14 protein-coding genes are annotated in these 18,941 nt (G+C 63.9%); 10 read left to right on the forward strand and 4 right to left on the reverse strand.

The genetic code is table 11. The features are described from left to right. Nucleotides 1–61: 61 nt before the first annotated feature. Complete coding sequence (locus OKB87_RS20850; RefSeq protein ID WP_011706897.1) at nt 62–946, forward strand: LysR family transcriptional regulator; 885 nt, start codon at nt 62–64, stop codon at nt 944–946. 64 nt (nt 947–1,010) lie between these two features. Here OKB87_RS20850 and OKB87_RS20855 read toward each other — a convergent pair whose 3' ends face one another. Beyond that, nucleotides 1,011–2,183 (reverse strand): MFS transporter, encoded by a 1,173-nt coding sequence (locus tag OKB87_RS20855; RefSeq protein WP_039215608.1) that lies wholly within the window; start codon nt 2,181–2,183, stop codon nt 1,011–1,013. 161 nt (nt 2,184–2,344) lie between these two features. Between OKB87_RS20855 and OKB87_RS20860 the strand changes: the two genes are divergently transcribed. Beyond that, complete coding sequence (locus tag OKB87_RS20860) at nt 2,345–3,481, forward strand: MalY/PatB family protein (protein ID WP_039215611.1); 1,137 nt, start codon at nt 2,345–2,347, stop codon at nt 3,479–3,481. 263 nt (nt 3,482–3,744) lie between these two features. Then, the gene (locus OKB87_RS20865) at nt 3,745–5,139 is read left to right on the forward strand and encodes a TAXI family TRAP transporter solute-binding subunit (RefSeq protein WP_270828432.1); all 1,395 of its coding nucleotides are present in this window, start codon (nt 3,745–3,747) and stop codon (nt 5,137–5,139) included. A gap of 70 nt (nt 5,140–5,209) precedes the next feature. On the opposite strand, the gene OKB87_RS20870 is transcribed toward OKB87_RS20865, so the two are convergent. Then, nucleotides 5,210–6,118 carry a LysR family transcriptional regulator gene (locus OKB87_RS20870; RefSeq protein ID WP_011706900.1) on the reverse strand — a complete coding sequence of 303 codons (909 nt, stop codon included), beginning with the start codon at nt 6,116–6,118 and terminating at the stop codon, nt 5,210–5,212. A 187-nt stretch (nt 6,119–6,305) separates the two neighbouring features. On the opposite strand from OKB87_RS20870, the gene OKB87_RS20875 reads away from it, so the two are divergent. The 4 genes from OKB87_RS20875 (at nt 6,306) to ygjK (ending at nt 11,811) form a co-directional block, all read left to right on the forward strand. Further along, a complete protein-coding gene (locus OKB87_RS20875) occupies nt 6,306–7,562 on the forward strand; it encodes an adenylosuccinate synthetase (protein WP_270828433.1) in 1,257 nt (418 codons plus the stop codon). 214 nt (nt 7,563–7,776) lie between these two features. Continuing rightward, complete coding sequence (locus OKB87_RS20880) at nt 7,777–8,313, forward strand: YbhB/YbcL family Raf kinase inhibitor-like protein (protein ID WP_270828434.1); 537 nt, start codon at nt 7,777–7,779, stop codon at nt 8,311–8,313. Nucleotides 8,314–8,324: 11 nt separating this feature from the next. Further along, nucleotides 8,325–9,137 carry a helix-turn-helix transcriptional regulator gene (locus OKB87_RS20885; RefSeq protein ID WP_270828435.1) on the forward strand — a complete coding sequence of 271 codons (813 nt, stop codon included), beginning with the start codon at nt 8,325–8,327 and terminating at the stop codon, nt 9,135–9,137. A 184-nt stretch (nt 9,138–9,321) separates the two neighbouring features. Then, nucleotides 9,322–11,811, forward strand: coding sequence for an alpha-glucosidase (ygjK, locus tag OKB87_RS20890; RefSeq protein WP_270828436.1), 2,490 nt, complete (start codon nt 9,322–9,324; stop codon nt 11,809–11,811). 78 nt (nt 11,812–11,889) lie between these two features. On the opposite strand, the gene tyrS is transcribed toward ygjK, so the two are convergent. Continuing rightward, nucleotides 11,890–13,089 carry a tyrosine--tRNA ligase gene (tyrS, locus tag OKB87_RS20895; RefSeq protein WP_005303305.1) on the reverse strand — a complete coding sequence of 400 codons (1,200 nt, stop codon included), beginning with the start codon at nt 13,087–13,089 and terminating at the stop codon, nt 11,890–11,892. Between the two features lie 114 nt (nt 13,090–13,203). On the opposite strand from tyrS, the gene OKB87_RS20900 reads away from it, so the two are divergent. Together OKB87_RS20900 and OKB87_RS20905 are read left to right on the forward strand one after the other, a co-directional pair. Beyond that, complete coding sequence (locus OKB87_RS20900) at nt 13,204–14,514, forward strand: peptidoglycan DD-metalloendopeptidase family protein (RefSeq protein WP_041216401.1); 1,311 nt, start codon at nt 13,204–13,206, stop codon at nt 14,512–14,514. A gap of 139 nt (nt 14,515–14,653) precedes the next feature. After that, a complete protein-coding gene (locus OKB87_RS20905; RefSeq protein WP_270828437.1) occupies nt 14,654–15,757 on the forward strand; it encodes an anhydro-N-acetylmuramic acid kinase in 1,104 nt (367 codons plus the stop codon). A 131-nt stretch (nt 15,758–15,888) separates the two neighbouring features. On the opposite strand, the gene hchA is transcribed toward OKB87_RS20905, so the two are convergent. Then, nucleotides 15,889–16,752 carry a glyoxalase III HchA gene (gene hchA, locus OKB87_RS20910; protein ID WP_270828438.1) on the reverse strand — a complete coding sequence of 288 codons (864 nt, stop codon included), beginning with the start codon at nt 16,750–16,752 and terminating at the stop codon, nt 15,889–15,891. 825 nt (nt 16,753–17,577) lie between these two features. Here hchA and OKB87_RS20915 point away from each other — a divergent pair. Further along, complete coding sequence (locus tag OKB87_RS20915; RefSeq protein WP_270828439.1) at nt 17,578–18,843, forward strand: RidA family protein; 1,266 nt, start codon at nt 17,578–17,580, stop codon at nt 18,841–18,843. Nucleotides 18,844–18,941 lie beyond the last annotated feature (98 nt).

Below are 18,941 nucleotides of genomic sequence, written 5' to 3' on the forward strand. Positions count from 1 at the left end.
ACATTCAATAGGGTGCCGTCGGCACCCTGTTGCAACATCCGCTCCCTTATCAGGTTGAGATATGTTTCGTCCCAAGAGCACGTTTGAGCAATGGCGGATCTTTCAGGCCGTGGTGGACTGTGGCGGCTACGCCCAGGCCGCCGAGGCGCTGAACAAGAGCCAATCCTCTCTCAATCATGCGGTAGCCAAGCTGCAGCAGAGTCTGGGTGTGGCTCTGCTGGAGGTGAGAGGGCGCAAGGCGGTATTGACGCCAGCAGGGGAGATCTTCCTCAAGCGGGCCCGTCAGCTCAGCCAGCAGGTGGAAGAGCTGGAGAACCTGGCCAACAACCTGGAGCGGCAGTGGGAGCCGCAGATCAACCTCTATGTGTCGGTGTTGCAGCCGCGCGAGCGGCTCTATCGGGCGCTGGCCCACTTCTATCCACGCAGCCGGGGCTGCCGGGTCAATCTGCACGAACGCATCCACTGCCACTTCAACGCCCTGCAGGTGGGGGATCTGATGCTCTCCGAACACCTGCCCCACGATCGCACCGGCCTGCCGCTGGACGAGGTGTGCCTGCTGCCGCTCTGCTCGGCCGAGCACCCGCTCGCCACCCAGGGGGGCGCCATCGCCGCCGAGGAGCTGGCCAGCCACAACCAGATCAGCCTGCATCCCCCCATTCACCGCTCGGTTGACTGGAACGACGCGGACGACACCGGCTGGAAGGCAACCCACTACCACGAGGTGATCGCCATGCTCAAGCTCGGCCTCGGCTACGCCTGGCTGCCGCGCCACCTGGTGCAGGAAGAGCTGACAAGCGGCGCCCTGGTGCCGCTGGATCTGGCGAGCGGCAACGAGCGCCACCTCTATACCTATCTGCTGACCCCGTCGGCCGATGCGCTGGGCCCGGCCACCGAGCTGCTGCTGCGCTGCCTGCGCAACGAATACCAGAACGACAACGACCGCTAGAGCGCCTCCCCACAGCCATCAGACATTGAGGCGGGCGCCTCGCTCGCCCCTCCCCCTTTCAGCTTCAGACGTTCGGCACTCGCCAGCAGGCGGCCAATGCCAGCAGCGCCAGGCCCATGGCCACCATGAAGACCCCGTGAAAACTCCAGATCTCCGCCACAGTCCCGGCGATAGCCCCCGCCATGATGGAGCCGGTGCGGATGCTGTTGGCGAACAGGGTGGTCGCCACCCCGGCGCGACCCGGCATCAGATCCTGGAAGTAGGACATGCCGATGCCGGCGACGATGCCGATGAAAATGGCGTTGAGCAGTTGCAGCGCAATCAGGGCATGCTGGCTCGACAAGGTCACCAGCCCCACGTAGAAGCCGACCCCGGCCAGCACCGCCAGCAGCATCATGGGGCGCTTGCCAAAGCGCTGGGTGTAGTGGCCCGCCAACAGCATGAAGGGGATTTCGAGGGCCGCCGCCGTGCCCATCAGCACCCCGGCCAGCTTCTCCTCCAGCCCCAGTTCGCGGGTGATGTAGAGCGGCATGTTGATGAGGTACATGCTGTTGCAGGTCCACATCAGGGTGGAGGCGATAAAGAGCGCCCGCACCGACGGATCCCGCCAGCTGCTGACCCGCTCCACCTCGCTGTCCATCACCGGCAGCGGCAGCGAGGGCAGCCAGCGCCACACCACGAAGGCGCAGAGCAGATAGGCCACCGCGGAGGCGAGGTACATCACCTCGAAGCCGTAACCGATGGCCAGCGCGAAGGCGATGGGCGGCCCGATCACCCAGGCCAGCGAGAACTGGGCCCGCAGCACCGAGCTGAACATGTCGGCCCGCTTGTTGCGGCTGTCGGCGTATTCCCGCGCCAGCGCGAACAGCTGGGGGCTGGCGGTCGCCGCCAGGCTCGCCAGCAGCACCCCCAGGCTCACCAGCAGCCAGTATTGCCGGTTCCAGGCAAACAGCAGTGAGAGCACCACGCCGGCGAAGCAGCAGCGCAGGATCAGCCGCTTGCGATCCCCCTTGTTGTCGGAGCGATGGCCGAGCCACTGGCTGATGAGGATGCCGATCACCGCGTTGACGGTATAGAAGAGCCCCACCAGGAAGGGGCGCACCTGCACCTCCTCGGCCAGGAACAGGCTCAAGGTGGGCACCTGCAGTGCCACCGCCACCCCGGTCATAAAGGTCACGGCCAGAAAAGAGAGGGAGACGGGATCCGTCCTGTTGCGAACGGCGGTCAGCAAACGCATAGAATTACCACTGATTGGAGGGAGGAAAACTGGCCAAAATTCGGCAAGTGCATGAAATGGCGTCGCTTATTTTATGTCATTATCAAGAGCCACCTCAAGGCTTGCGACCCCGTCCCCGACCCCGTACAGTGAAAGCCCACTGGCCAGCATAAGGATTTCACATGTTTGATTTTGACCGGGAAATAGATCGCAGCGGCACCATGAGCCTGAAATGGGACAAGTACAAGGGACAGGATGTGCTGCCCATGTGGGTTGCCGACACCGACTTCGTCTCCCCCCCTGCCGTCATCGAGGCCCTCACCCAGCGTGTCGCCCACGGCATCTTCGGCTACTCGCGCCCCTCTCCCCGGCTGATCGAACTCATCATCGCGCGGCTGGCCAGCCGCTATGGCTGGACCATCCAGCCCGAGTGGATCGTCTTCCTGCCCGGCGTGGTGCCCGGTCTCAACCTCGCCTGCAAGGCCTGGAGCCAGCACGGCCGTGGCATCATCACCCCCAAGCCGGTCTACTACCCCTTCCTGCAGGCGCCGGGCTTCAACGACCGGCCGCTGCTCACCGTGCCCATGGTGGAAGAGGCCGGTCGCTGGGTGCTGGATATCGAGGAGCTGGAACGCCAGGCGCCGGCGGCGGATCTGCTGCTGCTGTGCAACCCGCACAACCCGGGCGGCACCGTGTTCACCCGCGAGGAGCTGCTGGCCATCGACGCCATCGCCGAGCGCCACAACCTGGTGATCTGCTCCGATGAAATTCACTGCGACCTGCTGCTGGACAAGGACGCCCGCCACATCCCCTACGGCGCCATCAGCCCGGCGGCGGCCGAGCGCTCGGCGGTGATGATGGCTCCGAGCAAGACCTTCAACATCGCCGGGCTCTGCTGCTCCTTCGCGGTGGTGCCCAATGCCCGTCTGCGCCTCAAGCTGCAGCAGGCGATGCGCGGCATCAGTGCCGACGTCAACCTGCTGGGCTTCGTGGCGGCAGAGGCGGCCTACGAAGGCGGCGAGCAGTGGCTCAGCGAACAGCTCGACTACCTGGCCGCCAACCTGGCCCTGATCGAGCAGGCGGTCGCCCGCTGGCCCGGCATCAAGCTGGCGCGCCACCAGGCCACCTACCTCGCCTGGATCGACATGAGCGCACTCGGGCTGGACGACCCCATCGCCTTCTTCGAGCAGGCCGGGGTGGGGCTCTCCCCCGGTGCCCAGTTTGGTGACGGCCAGTTCGTGCGGCTCAACTTCGGCTGTACCCGTGCTCGCCTCGTCGAGGCGCTGGCCCGCATGGAGAAGGCCATTCTGGCGCGCTGATCACGCGCGTTCTCTCCCCATGGCCTCACCATATGGGCAGTGACGGGGCCGGCAGCAGCCGGCCCCGCAATATATTGAAGTCAGCCAGATCCGTATCCGATCGCAATAGGGTATATTTTCGCAACATGCCGCCACGGCCCCGCCACCCGGGATGTCGATGGCGCCGAATACGGTGCAGTGCCGCCGCCAGCAGCTGGCGCGGCCGAATGCCAACCGGGATGGGCCAGCCCCATCCCTTTTATCAGCCATTGATCCGGTTCACTATGCCCCAACCAGCCTTGCACCCTCTGCCGACTCTGCTTCGCCGCACCCTGCCCTGGCTGGCAGCGGCCCTGGCGCTGCCCCTGCAGGCAGCCACGCCTGCCTATCTCACCATCGGTACTGGGCCGCTCAACGGCGTCTACTATCCGACCGGTGGCGCCATTTGCCGGCTGCTCAATGAAGAGACGGCCAGCCACGGCCTGCACTGCTCGGTGCAGAGCACCTCCGGCTCCCTTGCCAACCTGAAGGCGCTGCATCAAGGGAAAGTTCAGCTGGCGCTGGTGCAGTCCGATGTGGTGCACCATGCCGCCCACAGCACCGGCCCCTTCATGGGTCAGGCGCCCGACGACCAGCTGCGCAGCCTCTATCGGCTTCATCAGGAGTCGCTGACCCTGCTCGCCAGCGCCAACAGCAACATCAACACCCTGGCCGACATCGAGGGAAAACGGGTCGATCTGGGCAATCCGGGCTCCGGCGAGCACATCACCAGCCAGGCCCTGCTCGATGCCATGGGCTGGCAGGCCAAGAGTTTCGCCCCCGTCATCCCCGCCGCGGCCAACAACCGGTTGGAGGGGCTCTGTGACGGCACCCTGGACGCCGCCTTCGTGGTGGCGGGCCACCCCAATCAGGCCATCGGCGATCTCACCGGCCGCTGCAAGGCGCGCCTCATCCCCATCGAAGGGGAGCAGGTCGACGCGCTGCTCAAACAGCATCCCTACTATCAGCGCAGCCGCATCGGCGCCAACCTCTACCCGGGCCAGCCGAGCGGCATCAGCACCTTCGCCGTCACCGCCGAGCTGGTGGCGCTGGCCAGCCTGCCGGAGGGCGAGGTGCGCACCGTGCGCGACGTGTTGAGCGGGCGACTCAAGCAGTTCACCCGCCTCCATCCGGCCCTCACCGCCCTCACTCTGGAGGGGATGCAGGGCGAGGCGGAAGTACCGCGCCACGCCGGCATGGCGGATGCCCCGCCCGCCCCCGCACTGCTGCCCGAAGCCCTTAACCCGGCTCCGGCCACCTCGGAAGCCCTGGCAACCTCAGCGGCGCAGCCCACCGAAGTGGAGCGACCCGCTGGTGAGGACGCGAAACAGCCTGCCAGCGAAACGGGCGCCCCCTCCCCGGAAGGTACGCCCGCCACCTCATCCGGGCAGGCCCCTCGCGCCCTGCTGCCAACCCCCTCGGCAGCCACAACTACCGAGCCGGGTGCGAGTACCGTGCTCGAAGGGGCCGCCGTGGAGCAGGGCGGCAAGCTGACGGGCTCGACCGCGCCAAGCCCCTCTGCCGTGATGAGCGGGGAACAACCCACCTCGCCGGCCCCCGCCGAACCGGCATCGACAACACCGGCACCGCCCGCACCAAGCGCCGCCTCACCGACCCAGCACAGCGCACCTGCCCAGTAAGGTCGCCAAACAGCCACAACGAAAGAGGCCACCCAAGGGTGGCCTCTTTTTATTTTGATATCGGCCGGGCTCAAGCCCTGGCGTCCGGCAACGGCTGCGGGCGCTGGATCTCCTGCTCCACCCAGTGCAGCAGTTGCTTGATGGCCCGCGACAGCACCTGGTTCTGGCGCACCACATAGCCCAAGCTGGTGCCGGGGAAATCGGTGAGCCGGGTCACCGGGGCGGTCAGCTTGAGCCGCGGATGAATGGAAAAGTCCGGCACTATGGCCACCCCGAAGCCCGCCTCGGCCCAATCGAGCTGGGCATCCACGCTGCCCACCTCCATGATGCGGCAGCTGGGCAGACCGAGCAGCGGCAAAGAGGGGTCGATGAGCGCCCGGGTGCGGGTGTCGTGACCCAGCAGGATCAGGGTCGGCTCGTCGAGGGGATCGCTCTCCCCCGCCTTCGCCCGCGCCTGCCAGCGGGCGAGACCGTGGCCCAGCGCACACCAGGTCACCTGCTGCAGCTCGGTGTAGAACAGCGGCTCGCTGCGCTTTTGCGCCATCACGAAGCCCAGATCCGCCTTGCCCGCCTTGACCAGCTCAGCAGCCTGATCCGAAGTGGTGTTGAACAGGGTGAGATCGATGCCGGGGAACTCCTGCTTGAAGCGCTGAAAGGGCTGAATGAGCAGCAGGCGCGAGATGATGTCGCTGGCGGCGATGGCCAGCGTCCCCTGACTCAGCTGGTTGAGGGCGTTGAGATCGGACTGGCAGAGCTGCAGCTCGGCGATGGCGCGCTCGGCGCTTTGCAGCAGCCGCTCGCCGGCCTGGGTCAGCCGAAACGGGCTGCGCTCGATGAGTTTGACCCGGGTGGCCTGCTCCAGATTCTTGAGGTGCAGGCTCACATTGGGCTGGGTCATGTGCAGTTCGGTGGCGGTCTGGCCGAAGTGCTGCAGCCGGGCCAGGGTGACGAAGGTGTGCAACCAGTGAATATCCAGCATGGGGATCCTCTTGTGCCGCCACGGCCGCACGGGCCCCTGAGGGGGATGTTGGCACGGCAGCGGGGCGGTTTGCCGATAAATTCACCGTAATTATATGACTCTCTTATCGGAATTATAAAGATAATTAATTTTTCTAATCCTCCTGAGCCTCCTAGGATGATCGCCTAACGTCTTAGGAGAAAGAGTCATGTCGTCTATCGTAGTCGTAGGTGCCAACTGGGGTGATGAAGGCAAAGGCCGCATCGTGGATTATCTGGCAGGCCAAGCAGGCGCCAGCATTCGCTTCCAGGGCGGCAACAACGCCGGCCATACCGTCGTCAACGACCTTGGCACCTTCAAGCTGCACCAGGTTCCGAGCGGTGTGTTCAACCCGGATTGCCTGGTCGTGCTCGGCCCTGGCATGGTGATCAGCCCCGAGAAACTGACCGTCGAGCTGGACGAAGTGAAAGCCTCCGGCGTCACTCCCAAGCTGACCATCTCTGATCGCGCTACCCTCTGCCTGCCGCTGCACGCCATGGAAGATACCCTGGAAGAGCAGCGCCTGGGCGACGGCGCCTACGGTTCCACCCGTCAGGGCATCGCTCCCGCCTATGGCGATCGAGTCATGAAGAAAGCGATCCTGGTGGGCTGGCTGAAGCAGCCGGAAGTACTGGTCGAGCGCATTCAATTCTTCCTCGACTGGAAACTGCCGCAGCTCAAGGCCCTCTACCCGACCTTCGAATTCAACCAGACCGCCCAGGAGATGGCCGACTGGCTGCTGGAAGTGTCCGCTCCCTGGATCGACTCCGTCTGCAACGTCAGCATGCCGCTCAAAGCGCTGCAGGCCGAAGGCAAGACCCTGCTGTTCGAAGCCCAGCTGGGCGCCGGCCGTGATCTGATCTACGGAGAATACCCCTGGGTGACCTCCTCCCACGTTTCCGGCGCCTATGCCGGCATCGGTGGCGGCCTGCCGGGTCTGCGTCCCGAGCGCGTCATCGCTGTCGCCAAGGCGTTCAGCACCTCCGTCGGTACCGGCACCCTGCTGACCGCCATGGAGAACCAGGACGAGTTCCGCAAGATCGCCAACGAGTTCGGCGCCACCACCGGCCGTCCCCGCGACGTCGGCTACTTCGACGCCGTCGCCACCAAGAACGGTGTCGAGCTGCAGGCTGCCAACGAAGTGGCACTGACCAAGCTGGACTGCCTGACCGGTCTGCCGGATCTGAAGATCTGCGTCGCCTACGAAGGTGCCCACACCGAGAACCCGATCTGGCCGCAAACTGCCGGTCTGAAGCCGGTTTACGAAGTGATGGAAAGCTGGAGCGAAGACATCACCGGCTGCCGTACCTTCGCCGAGTTGCCCAAAGCGGCTCAGCAGTACGTACTGCGCATCGAAGAGCTGCTGGGCGTACCGGTGCCGATGGTCTCCGTCGGCCCGGGCCGTGACGAGATGATCCTGCGCTAAGTTGCGCGATCAGCTGTCAGCACAGTAAAAAACCGGCATCCTGGATGCCGGTTTTTTTATGCCCGGGCGCGCCACCACTCTTTCGCAACGCTCACCAGCAATCAACATAACGACTCATATCATGGCAGCAAAACGGCCACTTTGAGCGGTTAAGTCACTCACCTTCTCCCCCTCTTCGCTAGACTGATCCCATCATCCACCGAGGAGCCTCACCATGAAGATTGCCAAGCGAACCACCCTGCTCTCCCTGCTGTGCGTGGCGGCCCTGCCCGCCAGTGCCATGACCCTAAAGAGCAGCGACATCCACGAAGGCCAGCTGATGGACAAGGCCTTCAGCTTCAACGGCTTTGGCTGCAGCGGTGACAACCGCTCGCCCCAGCTGAGCTGGCAGGACCTGCCTGCCGGCACCAAGAGCGTCGCCATCACCGCCTATGACCCCGACGCGCCCACCGGCAGCGGCTGGTGGCACTGGCTGGTAGTGAACCTGCCGGCCAGTCAGAGCGAGCTGCCGAGCAACACCTCCGGCAAGCTCAAGCAAGGGCTGGAGCTTAAGACCGACTTCGGCAGCCAGGGTTACGGCGGCCCCTGCCCGCCCGCCGGCCACGGCATGCACCGCTACCAGTTTACCGCCTGGGCCCTGCCCCAGGCCCTGGAGGTGAAGACAGACACCCCGCCCGCCATGGTAGGCTACATGCTCAACAGCATGGCCCTTGGCAAGGCCACCCTGACCGCCACCTTCGTCACCCCCTAGGAGCCAGCCGGATGAGCACGCCGCTGCTGCAACTGCACCACTATCTCGGGATCCGCCAGCAGCCGCTGCACCGGGTGCTCATCTACACTCCCACCATCATCTGGGTGGAGCAGGGTCACAAGCAGTTGTGGTGGCAGGAGAAGCGCCTGACGTTCGATCAGGCGAGCTGGCTGCTGATCCCGGCCGGTCACCAGCTCACCTTCGTCAACCAGCCGGAGCAGGGCAAGTTTCGCTCCCGCGCGCTGACCCTGCTGACCCCGCCCCCCGTCGAATGGCTCAGCGCCGCCCAGGCCGGCCCGCTCAGGGAGCCGCGCCTGACGGTCAGTCCGGCGCTAGCCTTCTGTTTCGAGCTGGTCTGCTCCATGGCGGATCGGCGGCTCAATGAGACCACCCAGGCCCAGCTGCTGCAGGGCTTCTATGCCGAGCTGCAGGCCGCCGGCGGGCTCGACCTGCTGTTTCCCACCCACACCATGACCCTCGGCGAGCGGCTGGCCCGCTACCTCGGGGTGGAGCCGGGCGCCGACCACACTCTGGAGGGGGTAGCACCGCACTTCGCCATGAGCCGCGCCTCCATGGCGCGCAAGCTGGCCGCCGAGGGGCGCAGCTTTCGCCAGCTGCTGACCCAGGTGCGCATGAGCCACGCCCTCACTCTGCTGCAACAGGGGCTGGCGCCGCTGGAGACGGCCCTCGCCTGTGGCTACGACTCCCCCAGCCGCTTTGCCGCCCGCTTCAAGCAGGAGTTCGGCCTGACCCCCTATCAATACCTGCGCACCTGCCCCTCCTCCCTCTCGCTGGCTGCCGCCAAACAAGTAAATAGTTACTAAAATATCAAGCTATGTAACCTCGTGTAACCGGGTGATCCGGCTCACACCAGCCCCTCCGGCACTGTGACGCAGCGCCAATAATCCCCTCAAAATCGCCCTATAATGGCTCTCGCAAACGCTTTCACTAAAACAAGCACTAAAAAACACCTTCCTTAACCTACAAAAACTGCCATTGGAGCGAGAGATGTTTCGTAAAAGTTTACTATCCGTCACCCTGAGCGTCGCCCTGTTCGGCCTCACTGCCTGCAACGGCAATGACTCCAGCAGCCCGGCCGCCCCCAGCGCCACCCTGGCGAACCAGTATCAGAACGTGATCGACCGCAGCGGCACCCCGCTCCAGTTCCGTGACTTTGACAGCTACTCCAACCTCAAATACAACCCGCTGCTCGATCTCGGCGCCTGGCACGGCTTCCTGCTGCCCGCCAGCGACAGCGAATGGGGCGGCTTTACCGGCCCCATGGTCATCGCCGAGGAGTACAGCCTGTTCTTCGCAAGCGAATTGGACAAGCTGACCCTGAGCGACGAGAGCGGCCGCGCCTTCCCGCTCACCAGCGCCAGCAAGCAGGCGCTGTACGCCATCCCGGGGGCGCTGGTGCAGAGCTTCGAATTCGAACCCTTCACCCTGGAGCTGGAGCTGCGCTACGGCGATGCCCGCACTGCGCTGGTTCGCACCCGCCTCATCAACCACACTGACGCCCCACTCACCCTCAAGCTCAACTGGCAGGGGGAGCTGCTCAACCAGTGGGATGCCAACAAGACGGTCGCCGAGCAGTACCCCGCCTGGACCCGCACCATCAGCCAGACCGAGCGCGGCGTAGCATTCCAGTTCGGCAAACTGCGCAGCACCTGGAACATCATGCAAAGCGGCAGCGCCAGCTACCGCATCGATCGCACCCTGCCCAGTCGCACCACCCTCGACGAGCAGGGGCTCGGCTACGTGAGCGAGGCCAGCCTCACCCTGGCCGCCAAGGGCCAGCAGGATATCTACACCCTGCAGAGCTATGTCCACAGCAGTGCTGACGCCGACCGCTTCGAGCAGAGCCGCCAGGCGCTGCTGGCCGACCCCGCCAGCCATTTCGATGACTCCATCCGCCGCTGGGAGGATTACCTGGCGCGCGGCCTCTCCAATCAGGGGATCCAGGAATCGGAGCGGCGCATCGCGGTCAAGGCGATGGAGACCCTCAACGGCAACTGGCGCTCGCCGGCCGGCGCCATCCTGCACGACGGGGTGACCCCCTCCAACACCGCCCGCTGGTTCGACGGGGTCTGGGCCTGGGACAGCTGGAAGCACGCCTACGCCATGGCCCACTTCAACCCCGAGGTGGCCAAGAACAACGTGCGCGCCATGTATGACTACCAGATCCAGGCCGATGACCCGGTCCGGCCGCAGGATGCCGGCATGGTGATCGACGCCGTCTTCTACAACAAGCTCGCCGATCGCGGTGGCGACGGCGGCAACTGGAACGAGCGCGACACCAAGCCGCCTCTCTCCGCCTGGGCCATCTGGGAGATCTACAGCGCCACCAAGGACAAGGCCTTCATCGCCGAGATGTACCCGAAGATCCAGGCCTATCACGACTGGTGGTACCGGGCGCGGGACAACAACCGCAACGGCATCATCGAATATGGCGCCACCCGTCACGTCGAGCACAACGACGAGTTCGGCAACATCACCTTCAAGGTGCAGTACCCGGCGGGGGCACCGGCCGGGCTGGATCTGTCGAGCTGTACCAATGAAGGAGATGGCTGGTATGGCTGGTATGGCTGCGCCGGCATGGCGCTCTATCAGCAGGTATTGAGCGTTGGCGGCTACGCCGACATGGATATCGGCGCCCAGCACGGGGCCGGCTGGGAGTCCGGTATGGACAACGCCGCCCGCTTCGGCTTTATCGAGCCGGATCAGCTCAAGCGCTATGCCGACAAGACCTATGGCGGCGACATGGCCAAGGCGCGCCAGGACTGGAACGTCTTCTTCTTCGAAAACCATCAGGACGATGGCAGCCTCATCGGCTTCTCCATCGATCAGGAGTCGGTGGAACTCAACGCCTTCCTCGCCAAGGAGAAGCGCATCCTGGCCGACATGGCCGAGCTGCTCGGCAAGCCGGACGAGGCGAGCCGCTACCGCGAAGGGGCCAGCCAGCTGGCCGGCTATATCAACAGCTGCCTGTTCGATGAGGCCTCCGGCTTCTATTACGACCGCCAGATAGCCCAGGGGGATCTGCCCGACGCCAACGGCTGTGTCGGCAAGTTGTTGACCGCCCGCGGCCGTGGCCCGGAAGGGTGGAGCCCGCTCTGGGCCGAGGTGGCGGACAAGGAGAAGGCGGCGCGGGTACGCGAGGTGATGCTCAATGCCCAGGAGTTCAACACCAAGGTGCCGCTCGGCACGGCGGCGCTGACCAACCCGGCCTACGACCCCGACATCTACTGGCGCGGCCGGGTCTGGCTGGATCAGTTCTACTTCGGGGTGAAGGGGCTGGAGAACTACGGCTATCGCAGCGATGCCCAACAGCTCGTCAACAAGCTGTTTACCAACGCCGAGGGGCTGGCGGGCAGCGGCCCCATCCGCGAGAACTACAACCCGGAGACCGGTGCCATGCAGGGGGCCAGCAACTTCAGCTGGAGCTCGGCCCACCTCTACATGCTCTATCGCAACTTCCTGAAAACCGAGGGCTGAACCCTATCAGCAGAAATGAGCCAACAAAAAGGCCTCCGCAAGGGAGGCCTTTCTTATGGCGGCGCCAGAGGTGGCGACTTACTTGACGGTCACCCGGGCAAACTTGCGCTTGCCGACCTGGTAGACGGCGGTACCGGCACCGATGAGTGCCTTGCCATCGTCCAGCTTCTCGCCGTCCACCTTGACTGCACCTTGCTTGATCATCCGCAGTGCTTCGGAGGTGGTGGCCACCAGATCGGCATCTTTGAGCAGGTTGGCGATGGCCAGCCCTTCGCCTTCCAGTGCCAGCTCGACTTCCGGCATTTCGTCCGGAATGGCGTTCTTGGAGAAGCGCTGGGTGAAGTCTTCGTGGGCTGCTTCGGCCGCCGCTTCATCGTGATAACGGGCGATGATCTCCTTGGCCAGCCAGATCTTCACGTCACGCGGGTTGAGGGTGCCGGCGGCAATGCCTGCCTTGAACTCTTCGATTTCAGCCAGCGGACGGAAGGAGAGCAGCTCGTAGTAGTTCCACATCAGATCGTCGGTGATGGACATGATCTTGCCGAACATCTCACCCGGGGCATCGTGTACGCCGATGTAGTTGGCCGCGGACTTGGACATCTTCTTGACGCCATCCAGGCCTACCAAGAGCGGCATCATCAGCACGCACTGGGTCGCCATGCCGGCATCTTTTTGCAGCTCGCGACCCATCAGCAGGTTGAACTTCTGATCGGTACCGCCCAGCTCGACGTCCGCCTTCAGCGCGACCGAGTCATAGCCTTGCAGCAGCGGATAGAGGAATTCGTGAATGGCGATGGACTGGCCGTTGCTGTAGCGCTTCTTGAAGTCGTCGCGCTCCATCATGCGGGCCACGGTCTGCTTGGCCGCCAGCTTGATCATGCCGGTCGCGCCCAGCTCGCTCAGCCAGGTCGAGTTGTACTCGATGCGGGTCTTGGCGGGATCGAGGATCTTGAACGCCTGCTCGGCATAGGTGAGGGCGTTGTGCTTGATGGCCTCTTCGGAGAGCGGCGGACGGGTGGCGTTCTTGCCGGAGGGGTCACCCACCATGGCGGTGAAGTCACCGATCAGCAGGATCACTTCATGGCCCAGATCCTGGAAGGTCTTCAGCTTGTTGAGGATCACGGTATGACCCAGATGAATGTCGGGAGCCGTCGGGTCCATCCCCAACTTGATGCGCAGCGGGCGCCCTTCCTTCAACTTGGCGACCAGTTCTTCTTCCACCAGAATTTCTTCCGCTCCGCGCTTGATCTCGGCTAGCGCCACCTCGAGCTGGGACATTTTTTGACTCTCCAATCACGATTCCACAGGGCCAGACATATTACTGGAATGGCGGGCCAATTGGAAAGGCGGTAAACTCCGACATTCTTCCCGGCTCAACTTCGTCTGCTTCTCATGGTCATTTGGCACGCCTTCAACTCTCTCCCTCACTGGCACCGCAAGATGGTGCTGATCCTGAGCATCATGGTGATGATGCTGGCGGCCTGGCCCAGCGAACAGGCGGTCGCCACCCGGGTCGATGACAACGGCAACGAGCTGGCCATCGAGCAGCAGGTCGACGAGGAGGCGCTGCTGGCCGAAGCCAAGCCCGTCGCCCCGCCCAAGCCGAGCTACATCACCAAGCAGGTGAAGGTACGCAGCGGTGACAACATGGGGGTCATCTTCCAGCGCCTCGGCCTCAGCACCACAGATCTGCACCTGATCGATCAGCTCGAGGGCACGGATACCCTGCGCCTGCTCAAGCCGGGCCAGGAGCTCACCTTCAAGCTCACCAAGGGCGGCGAGCTGCACAGCCTCTACTACCCCCACAGCCTGGAGCAGGCGCTGAAAGTGAGCCGCAAGGCCGACAGCTTTGTGGCCAGACCGGTCAAGCTCGAGCTCGACACCCGCGAACAGGTGGCCAAGGGCGAGATCCGCTCCAGCTTCTGGGGCGCCGCCGTCGACGCCGGCATGACCGAGGATCAGATCATGGACTTGGCCGCCATCTTCGGCTGGGACATCGACTTCGCCCAGGACCTGCAACCGGGCGACAGCTTCCGGGTGGTCTACGAAGAGAAGTATCAGGATGACGAGCGGGTTGCCTCCGGCGACATCCTAGCCGCCGAGTTCGTCAACCAGGGCGCCACCTATCGCGCCGTGCTGAACGAGGACGGCAACTACTACACCCCGGATGGCAAGGCGATGCGCAAGAGCTTCCTGCGCGCACCGGTCAACTTCAAATACATCAGCTCCAACTTCAATCCGCGCCGGCTGCACCCGGTCACCGGCAAGGTGCGCCCCCACAACGGCATCGACTACGTGGCGCCGGTGGGCACCCCCATCATGGCGGCGGGCTCAGGCAGCGTGGTGGCCGCCGGCTACAACCAGTTCAACGGCAACTACGTCTTCATCAAGCACGCCGGCAACTACGTGACCAAGTACCTGCACCTCTCCAAGCGCACCGTCAACAAGGGCCAGCGCGTCAAGCAGGGCCAGACCATCGGCAATCTGGGGGGGACCGGACGGGTCACCGGGCCGCACCTGCACTATGAATTCGTGGTGGGCGGCGTGCACAAGAACCCGCGCACCCTCAACCTGCCCCAGGCGGAGACGCTGAGCGGACGGGCGCTGGCCAACTTCAAGGCGCAGGCCATGCCCCAGCTGGCCAAGCTGGACAGCCCGGAGCTGCAGCTGGCCCAGAACAAGCGGGCCAACGGCGGCAGCTGAGCCACCATGCCAGAGACCCACAAGGAGCAGTCATGAGCGAGCGTTATATAGGCTTGATGTCCGGCACCAGAATACGGCATGGGATCGAGGCCGCTCCCTCTCTCACGTACTTTTTCCTGCCTGCAAGTAAGGAAGCTTGATGACTGAACGCTATATAGGCTTGATGTCCGGTACCAGCATGGATGGTATCGACGCCGTGCTGGTACTGATCGAGGGGGATGAACTGCGGGTCGAGGCGGCCCTCAGCCACCCCTGGCCCACAGCGCACGAGCTGCACGCTCTCTGCACCCCGGGCGACAACGAGATCGACCGCATGGGGGTGGCCGACAACCTGGTCGCCCGCGAGTTTGCCGCCGCCACCCACGCCCTGCTGGCCAAGGCGGGACTGACTCCCAAAGATATTCGCGCCCTCGGCAGCCACGGCCAGACCATCCGCCACCGTCCCCAGCTCGGCTTTACCCTGCAGATCGGCAACGCGGCCCTGCTGGCGGCGCTGACCGGCATCGATGTGGTGGCCGATTTTCGCACCATGGACATGGCCCTTGGCGGTCAGGGGGCGCCGCTGGTGCCCGCCTTCCATCAGGCCTTCTTTGCCCGCCCCGGCGCCCTGCGGGTGGTGCTCAACCTCGGCGGCATCGCCAATATCTCGGTGCTGCCGGGCCAGGTGGATGGCGTCTATGGCTTTGATACCGGCCCGGCCAATACTCTGCTCGACGGCTGGTATCGCCGCCATCACCCCCAGGGGGCCGGTTACGATGCCGGCGGCCAGTGGGCGGCCAGCGGCAGGCTTATCCCTGCACTGCTGGAGCAGCTGCTGGCTCACCCCTACTTTGCCGCCCCCCACCCCAAGAGCACCGGGCGGGAGATGTTCACCCTCGACTGGCTCGATGGCGAGCTGGCCGGCCACGCCCATGCCCCGGCGGATGTGCAGCGCACCCTGCAATCCCTCACCTGCCACAGCATAGCCCGCCAGCTGCCCGCCCACAGTGACGCGCCAACCCGGCCCGAGCTGTTTGTCTGCGGCGGCGGCGCCCATAACGCCCCGCTGCTGGCGGAGCTGGCCAGCCTGCTGCCCGGCTGGCGCATCGCCAACACGGCCGAGCTGGGGATAGCTCCCGACTGGATGGAAGGCGCGGCGTTTGCCTGGCTGGCGCAGCGCTTTATTCACCGCCAACCCGGCAACCTGCCAGCCGTCACCGGCGCCAGCCGCCCGGCAATACTGGGAGCCCTTTATCCTGCCTGAGCCATACCTGAAACCAAGCTTGGTCCAGACCCAATAGAGCAGGGCCGTCACTCGACGGCCCTGCGGTTTTATTTCTTGCCTGATTTCCTGCCTGTTCTGCTCTGCCAGCCCCTCTCGCGAGGGGCATGATGCTATTGGCGGCTCACCGCCTCCAGCAGGGTAGTGGCGGCCAGCTTGCCGAGCGGATTGCCGGCCAGCGGGCTGTCACCGGTCAGCAGATTGCGATCCCGACACACCTCCCCCGAAATACCGCTGTTGACGATCTCAAACCCCATCCCCTTGAGCCGTTCGCCAAACTTCCAGGTGAGCCGGCCCGGCATGTAGCCGATCGCCGGCGTCTGCTCATCCAGCGCATCGGGGAAGGCACAGATCCGGTAGCCGGCGAAGGTGTGCGGATTGGCCACCGCCAGCAAGGCCGCCGGCCCGTGGCAGAGGGTGATGATGAAACGCTCGTGGGCCATCGCCCACTCCAGCAGCGCCTTGACCTCGGCACTCTCGGGCAGCCCCATCAGGGCGCCGTGCCCGCCGGGAATGAACACGCCGAGGTAATCCGAGTCGGCAGCCTGCACCTGGGCCAGCAGATCCGCCAGTTTGGCGGGCTGGCGGAACTGCCCCTGGTATTTGCCATAGAGCCCCACCACCGCCTCATCCTCCGTCGGCATGGCCCACCACTCGAACTTGACCGGATTGCCCGACAGGGTGGCCACCTCAAAGGCAAAGCCCGCCTTGTCGAGGTGATACATGGGCAGCAGGGTTTCCACCGGGTGGTTGCCGGTAGAGAACAGGGTGCCGTTGTCGGTGGGCAGATAGCGCTCATCGGCCCCGATCAGCAGGATCTTCCAGCGGCCGCCACGATAGGGGGCGGGATAGTCGGCTCCCGCCAGATCCGACTTGCGCGAAGTGAACTGGCTCAATGAATAGGGGGAAGGGAAAAAGGCATTCTGCTCCGCCGGATCCGGGGTCGGTTGCTTGTCGTCAATCAGCTTCTCAGTCATGGGACTCTCTCCATCATGGGTTGACTCGCTTTCACAATATTGGCTGCCAGGGGCCGGGTAAATGCGCAGCGCCCTTCCCTCTGACAGGGCGCTGACGCATCGCGCCCGCGCAGCCAGGTCCTGTTCGCACCGCTGAAAATATATGGCATATGCAGGGTGGCGTACTGCCCGCCTGGTTGCCGCATCCGGCAGTGAACGGCGCCCCTCATTTCCATCCGCTCCTGCCACCCCTGCTTATTGCCATGCAGATGGGCTGAATGTTATTTCAATGGCCCTCTTGCGGCTCACTTCAGGCATATTTTTGGCCTTATGAAAAGCCCTTCACCAGGCCGAGAAATAAATAGCTATGCAAAACCGGGATAATATCCTGCAAGTTGGTCAGAATCATTAACCTGGGATTTACAGCTGGTAACCTGAATCGACGCGAATAAAGGTGCCATCAGCCACCTGCATGGCAAAAAGTGGGAGCCCCATCACCTTTATTGCTCTTTCTGGTCATGCATTGAATAGCAAAGTGAATATATTTCACTCTGTTGAGCCACCTCATAGAAACCGGATCCCGGTTTGCATCCGCTGGCGAACGCCACCTAGAATCCTCCCGTCTGAATCATCAAGCCGATTTATTTCTCCCTTATCCGTATGCACGCGCCGGCGGCACCGGCACAAGGCTTTACACAGTGATGACCATGGTCCCTTGCCCCGTCGCCCTGCGGCGGGAACGGGCAACTGTTGCCGCCATCATGGGTATCGCCCCGCGTGGCACATTCGGCCAGGGAAGAGCAACGCGGCCTGACCCTACATCAAAAACGAAAAAGGAGTATCGCCATGAGTGGTACCATCATCAAGTCAGCCAGAAATACCGCCAATGCACCGCAGGATCTGAGCCCCAGCACCCAGAGCGTGGCGTTCTCCCACTACAACAATATCTCCGCCCAGCTGCCGGTCGACCCGAAAACGGGCGCACTGGTCGCAGGGGATATCAAGGCGCAGGCCAGACAGTGCCTCACCAATATCAAGGCCATCGTCGAGAGCATCGATCATGTGATGGATGACGTGGTCAAAATCACGGTATTTCTCAAAGAGATTGCCGATCTCGACGCGGTCAACGCCGTCTATGGCGAGTTCTTCCCCCACCTGCTGCCGACCCGCACCGTGCTGGCAGTGGCCGGTCTGCCGCTCGGCGCCGCCGTGCAGATGGACGCGCTCATCTCCAACGGTGAAGGCACCTTTCCGCAGGCTCCCTGCCCGCTGCTGAAGCTCTCCCGCAACAGCGACAAGGCGCCGCAGGATCCGCTCTCGACCCATACCGTCGCCTTCTCCCACTACAACAATATCGGTGCCCAGCTGCCGGTCGATGCCGCGTCGGGCCAGCTGGTCGCCGGTGGTATCCAGCAGCAGGCTGGTCAGTGCCTGCGCAACATCAAGCACGTGCTGGAGAGCATCGATGTGCCGTTTGACGATATCGTCAAGGTCACCGTTTATCTGACCAGCCTGGCCGATCTGGAGGCCGTCAACGAGGTCTACACCACCTTCTTCCCGGACTCTGCCATTGCCCGTGCCGTCGCCTACCTGCCGGCGCGCAGCGTGATCGTCGCCTCCGCCCTGCCGCAGGGCGCCCGAGTGCAGATGGATGCGGTCATCTCCCACGGTGACGGCACCCCGCCACAGCTGGTGGAAGACAGACACAATCTGGTGATCAGCGCCCGCAATACCGACAAGGCACCGCGCAGCCCGCTGCACACCCAGACCGTCGCCTTCTCCCACTACAACCACATCGCCGGCCAGCTGCCGGTTGACCTGGCCACCGGCAAGATCCTGACCGGTTGTGTCAAGGAGCAGACCGCCCAGTGCCTCGGCCATATCAAGACCATCGTCGAGAGCATCGGCCACGTGATGGACGATATCGTCAAGGTCAATATCCAGGTGAAGAACATCGCGGATCTGGCGGACGTGGATGCCATCTACACCAAATACTTCCCGGCCTATCTGCCCGCCCGCACCGTGATTGGCGTGAGCGAGCTGCCTGCCGGCGCCCTGGTGCAGATTGATGCGGTGATGTCCAATGCGGAAAGCACCCCGCCGCAGGCATAATACATGCCCTGAATAATAAAAAGAGACCGGCTATATGCCGGTCTCTTGTTTGGTAACAGGAAGGGATATTATGGCATCGACGCAGATATGCGAACGTT

It is taken from the genome of Aeromonas sp. Y318-1 (assembly GCF_027706125.1).
Taxonomy (GTDB): Bacteria; Pseudomonadota; Gammaproteobacteria; order Enterobacterales; family Aeromonadaceae; genus Aeromonas; species Aeromonas hydrophila.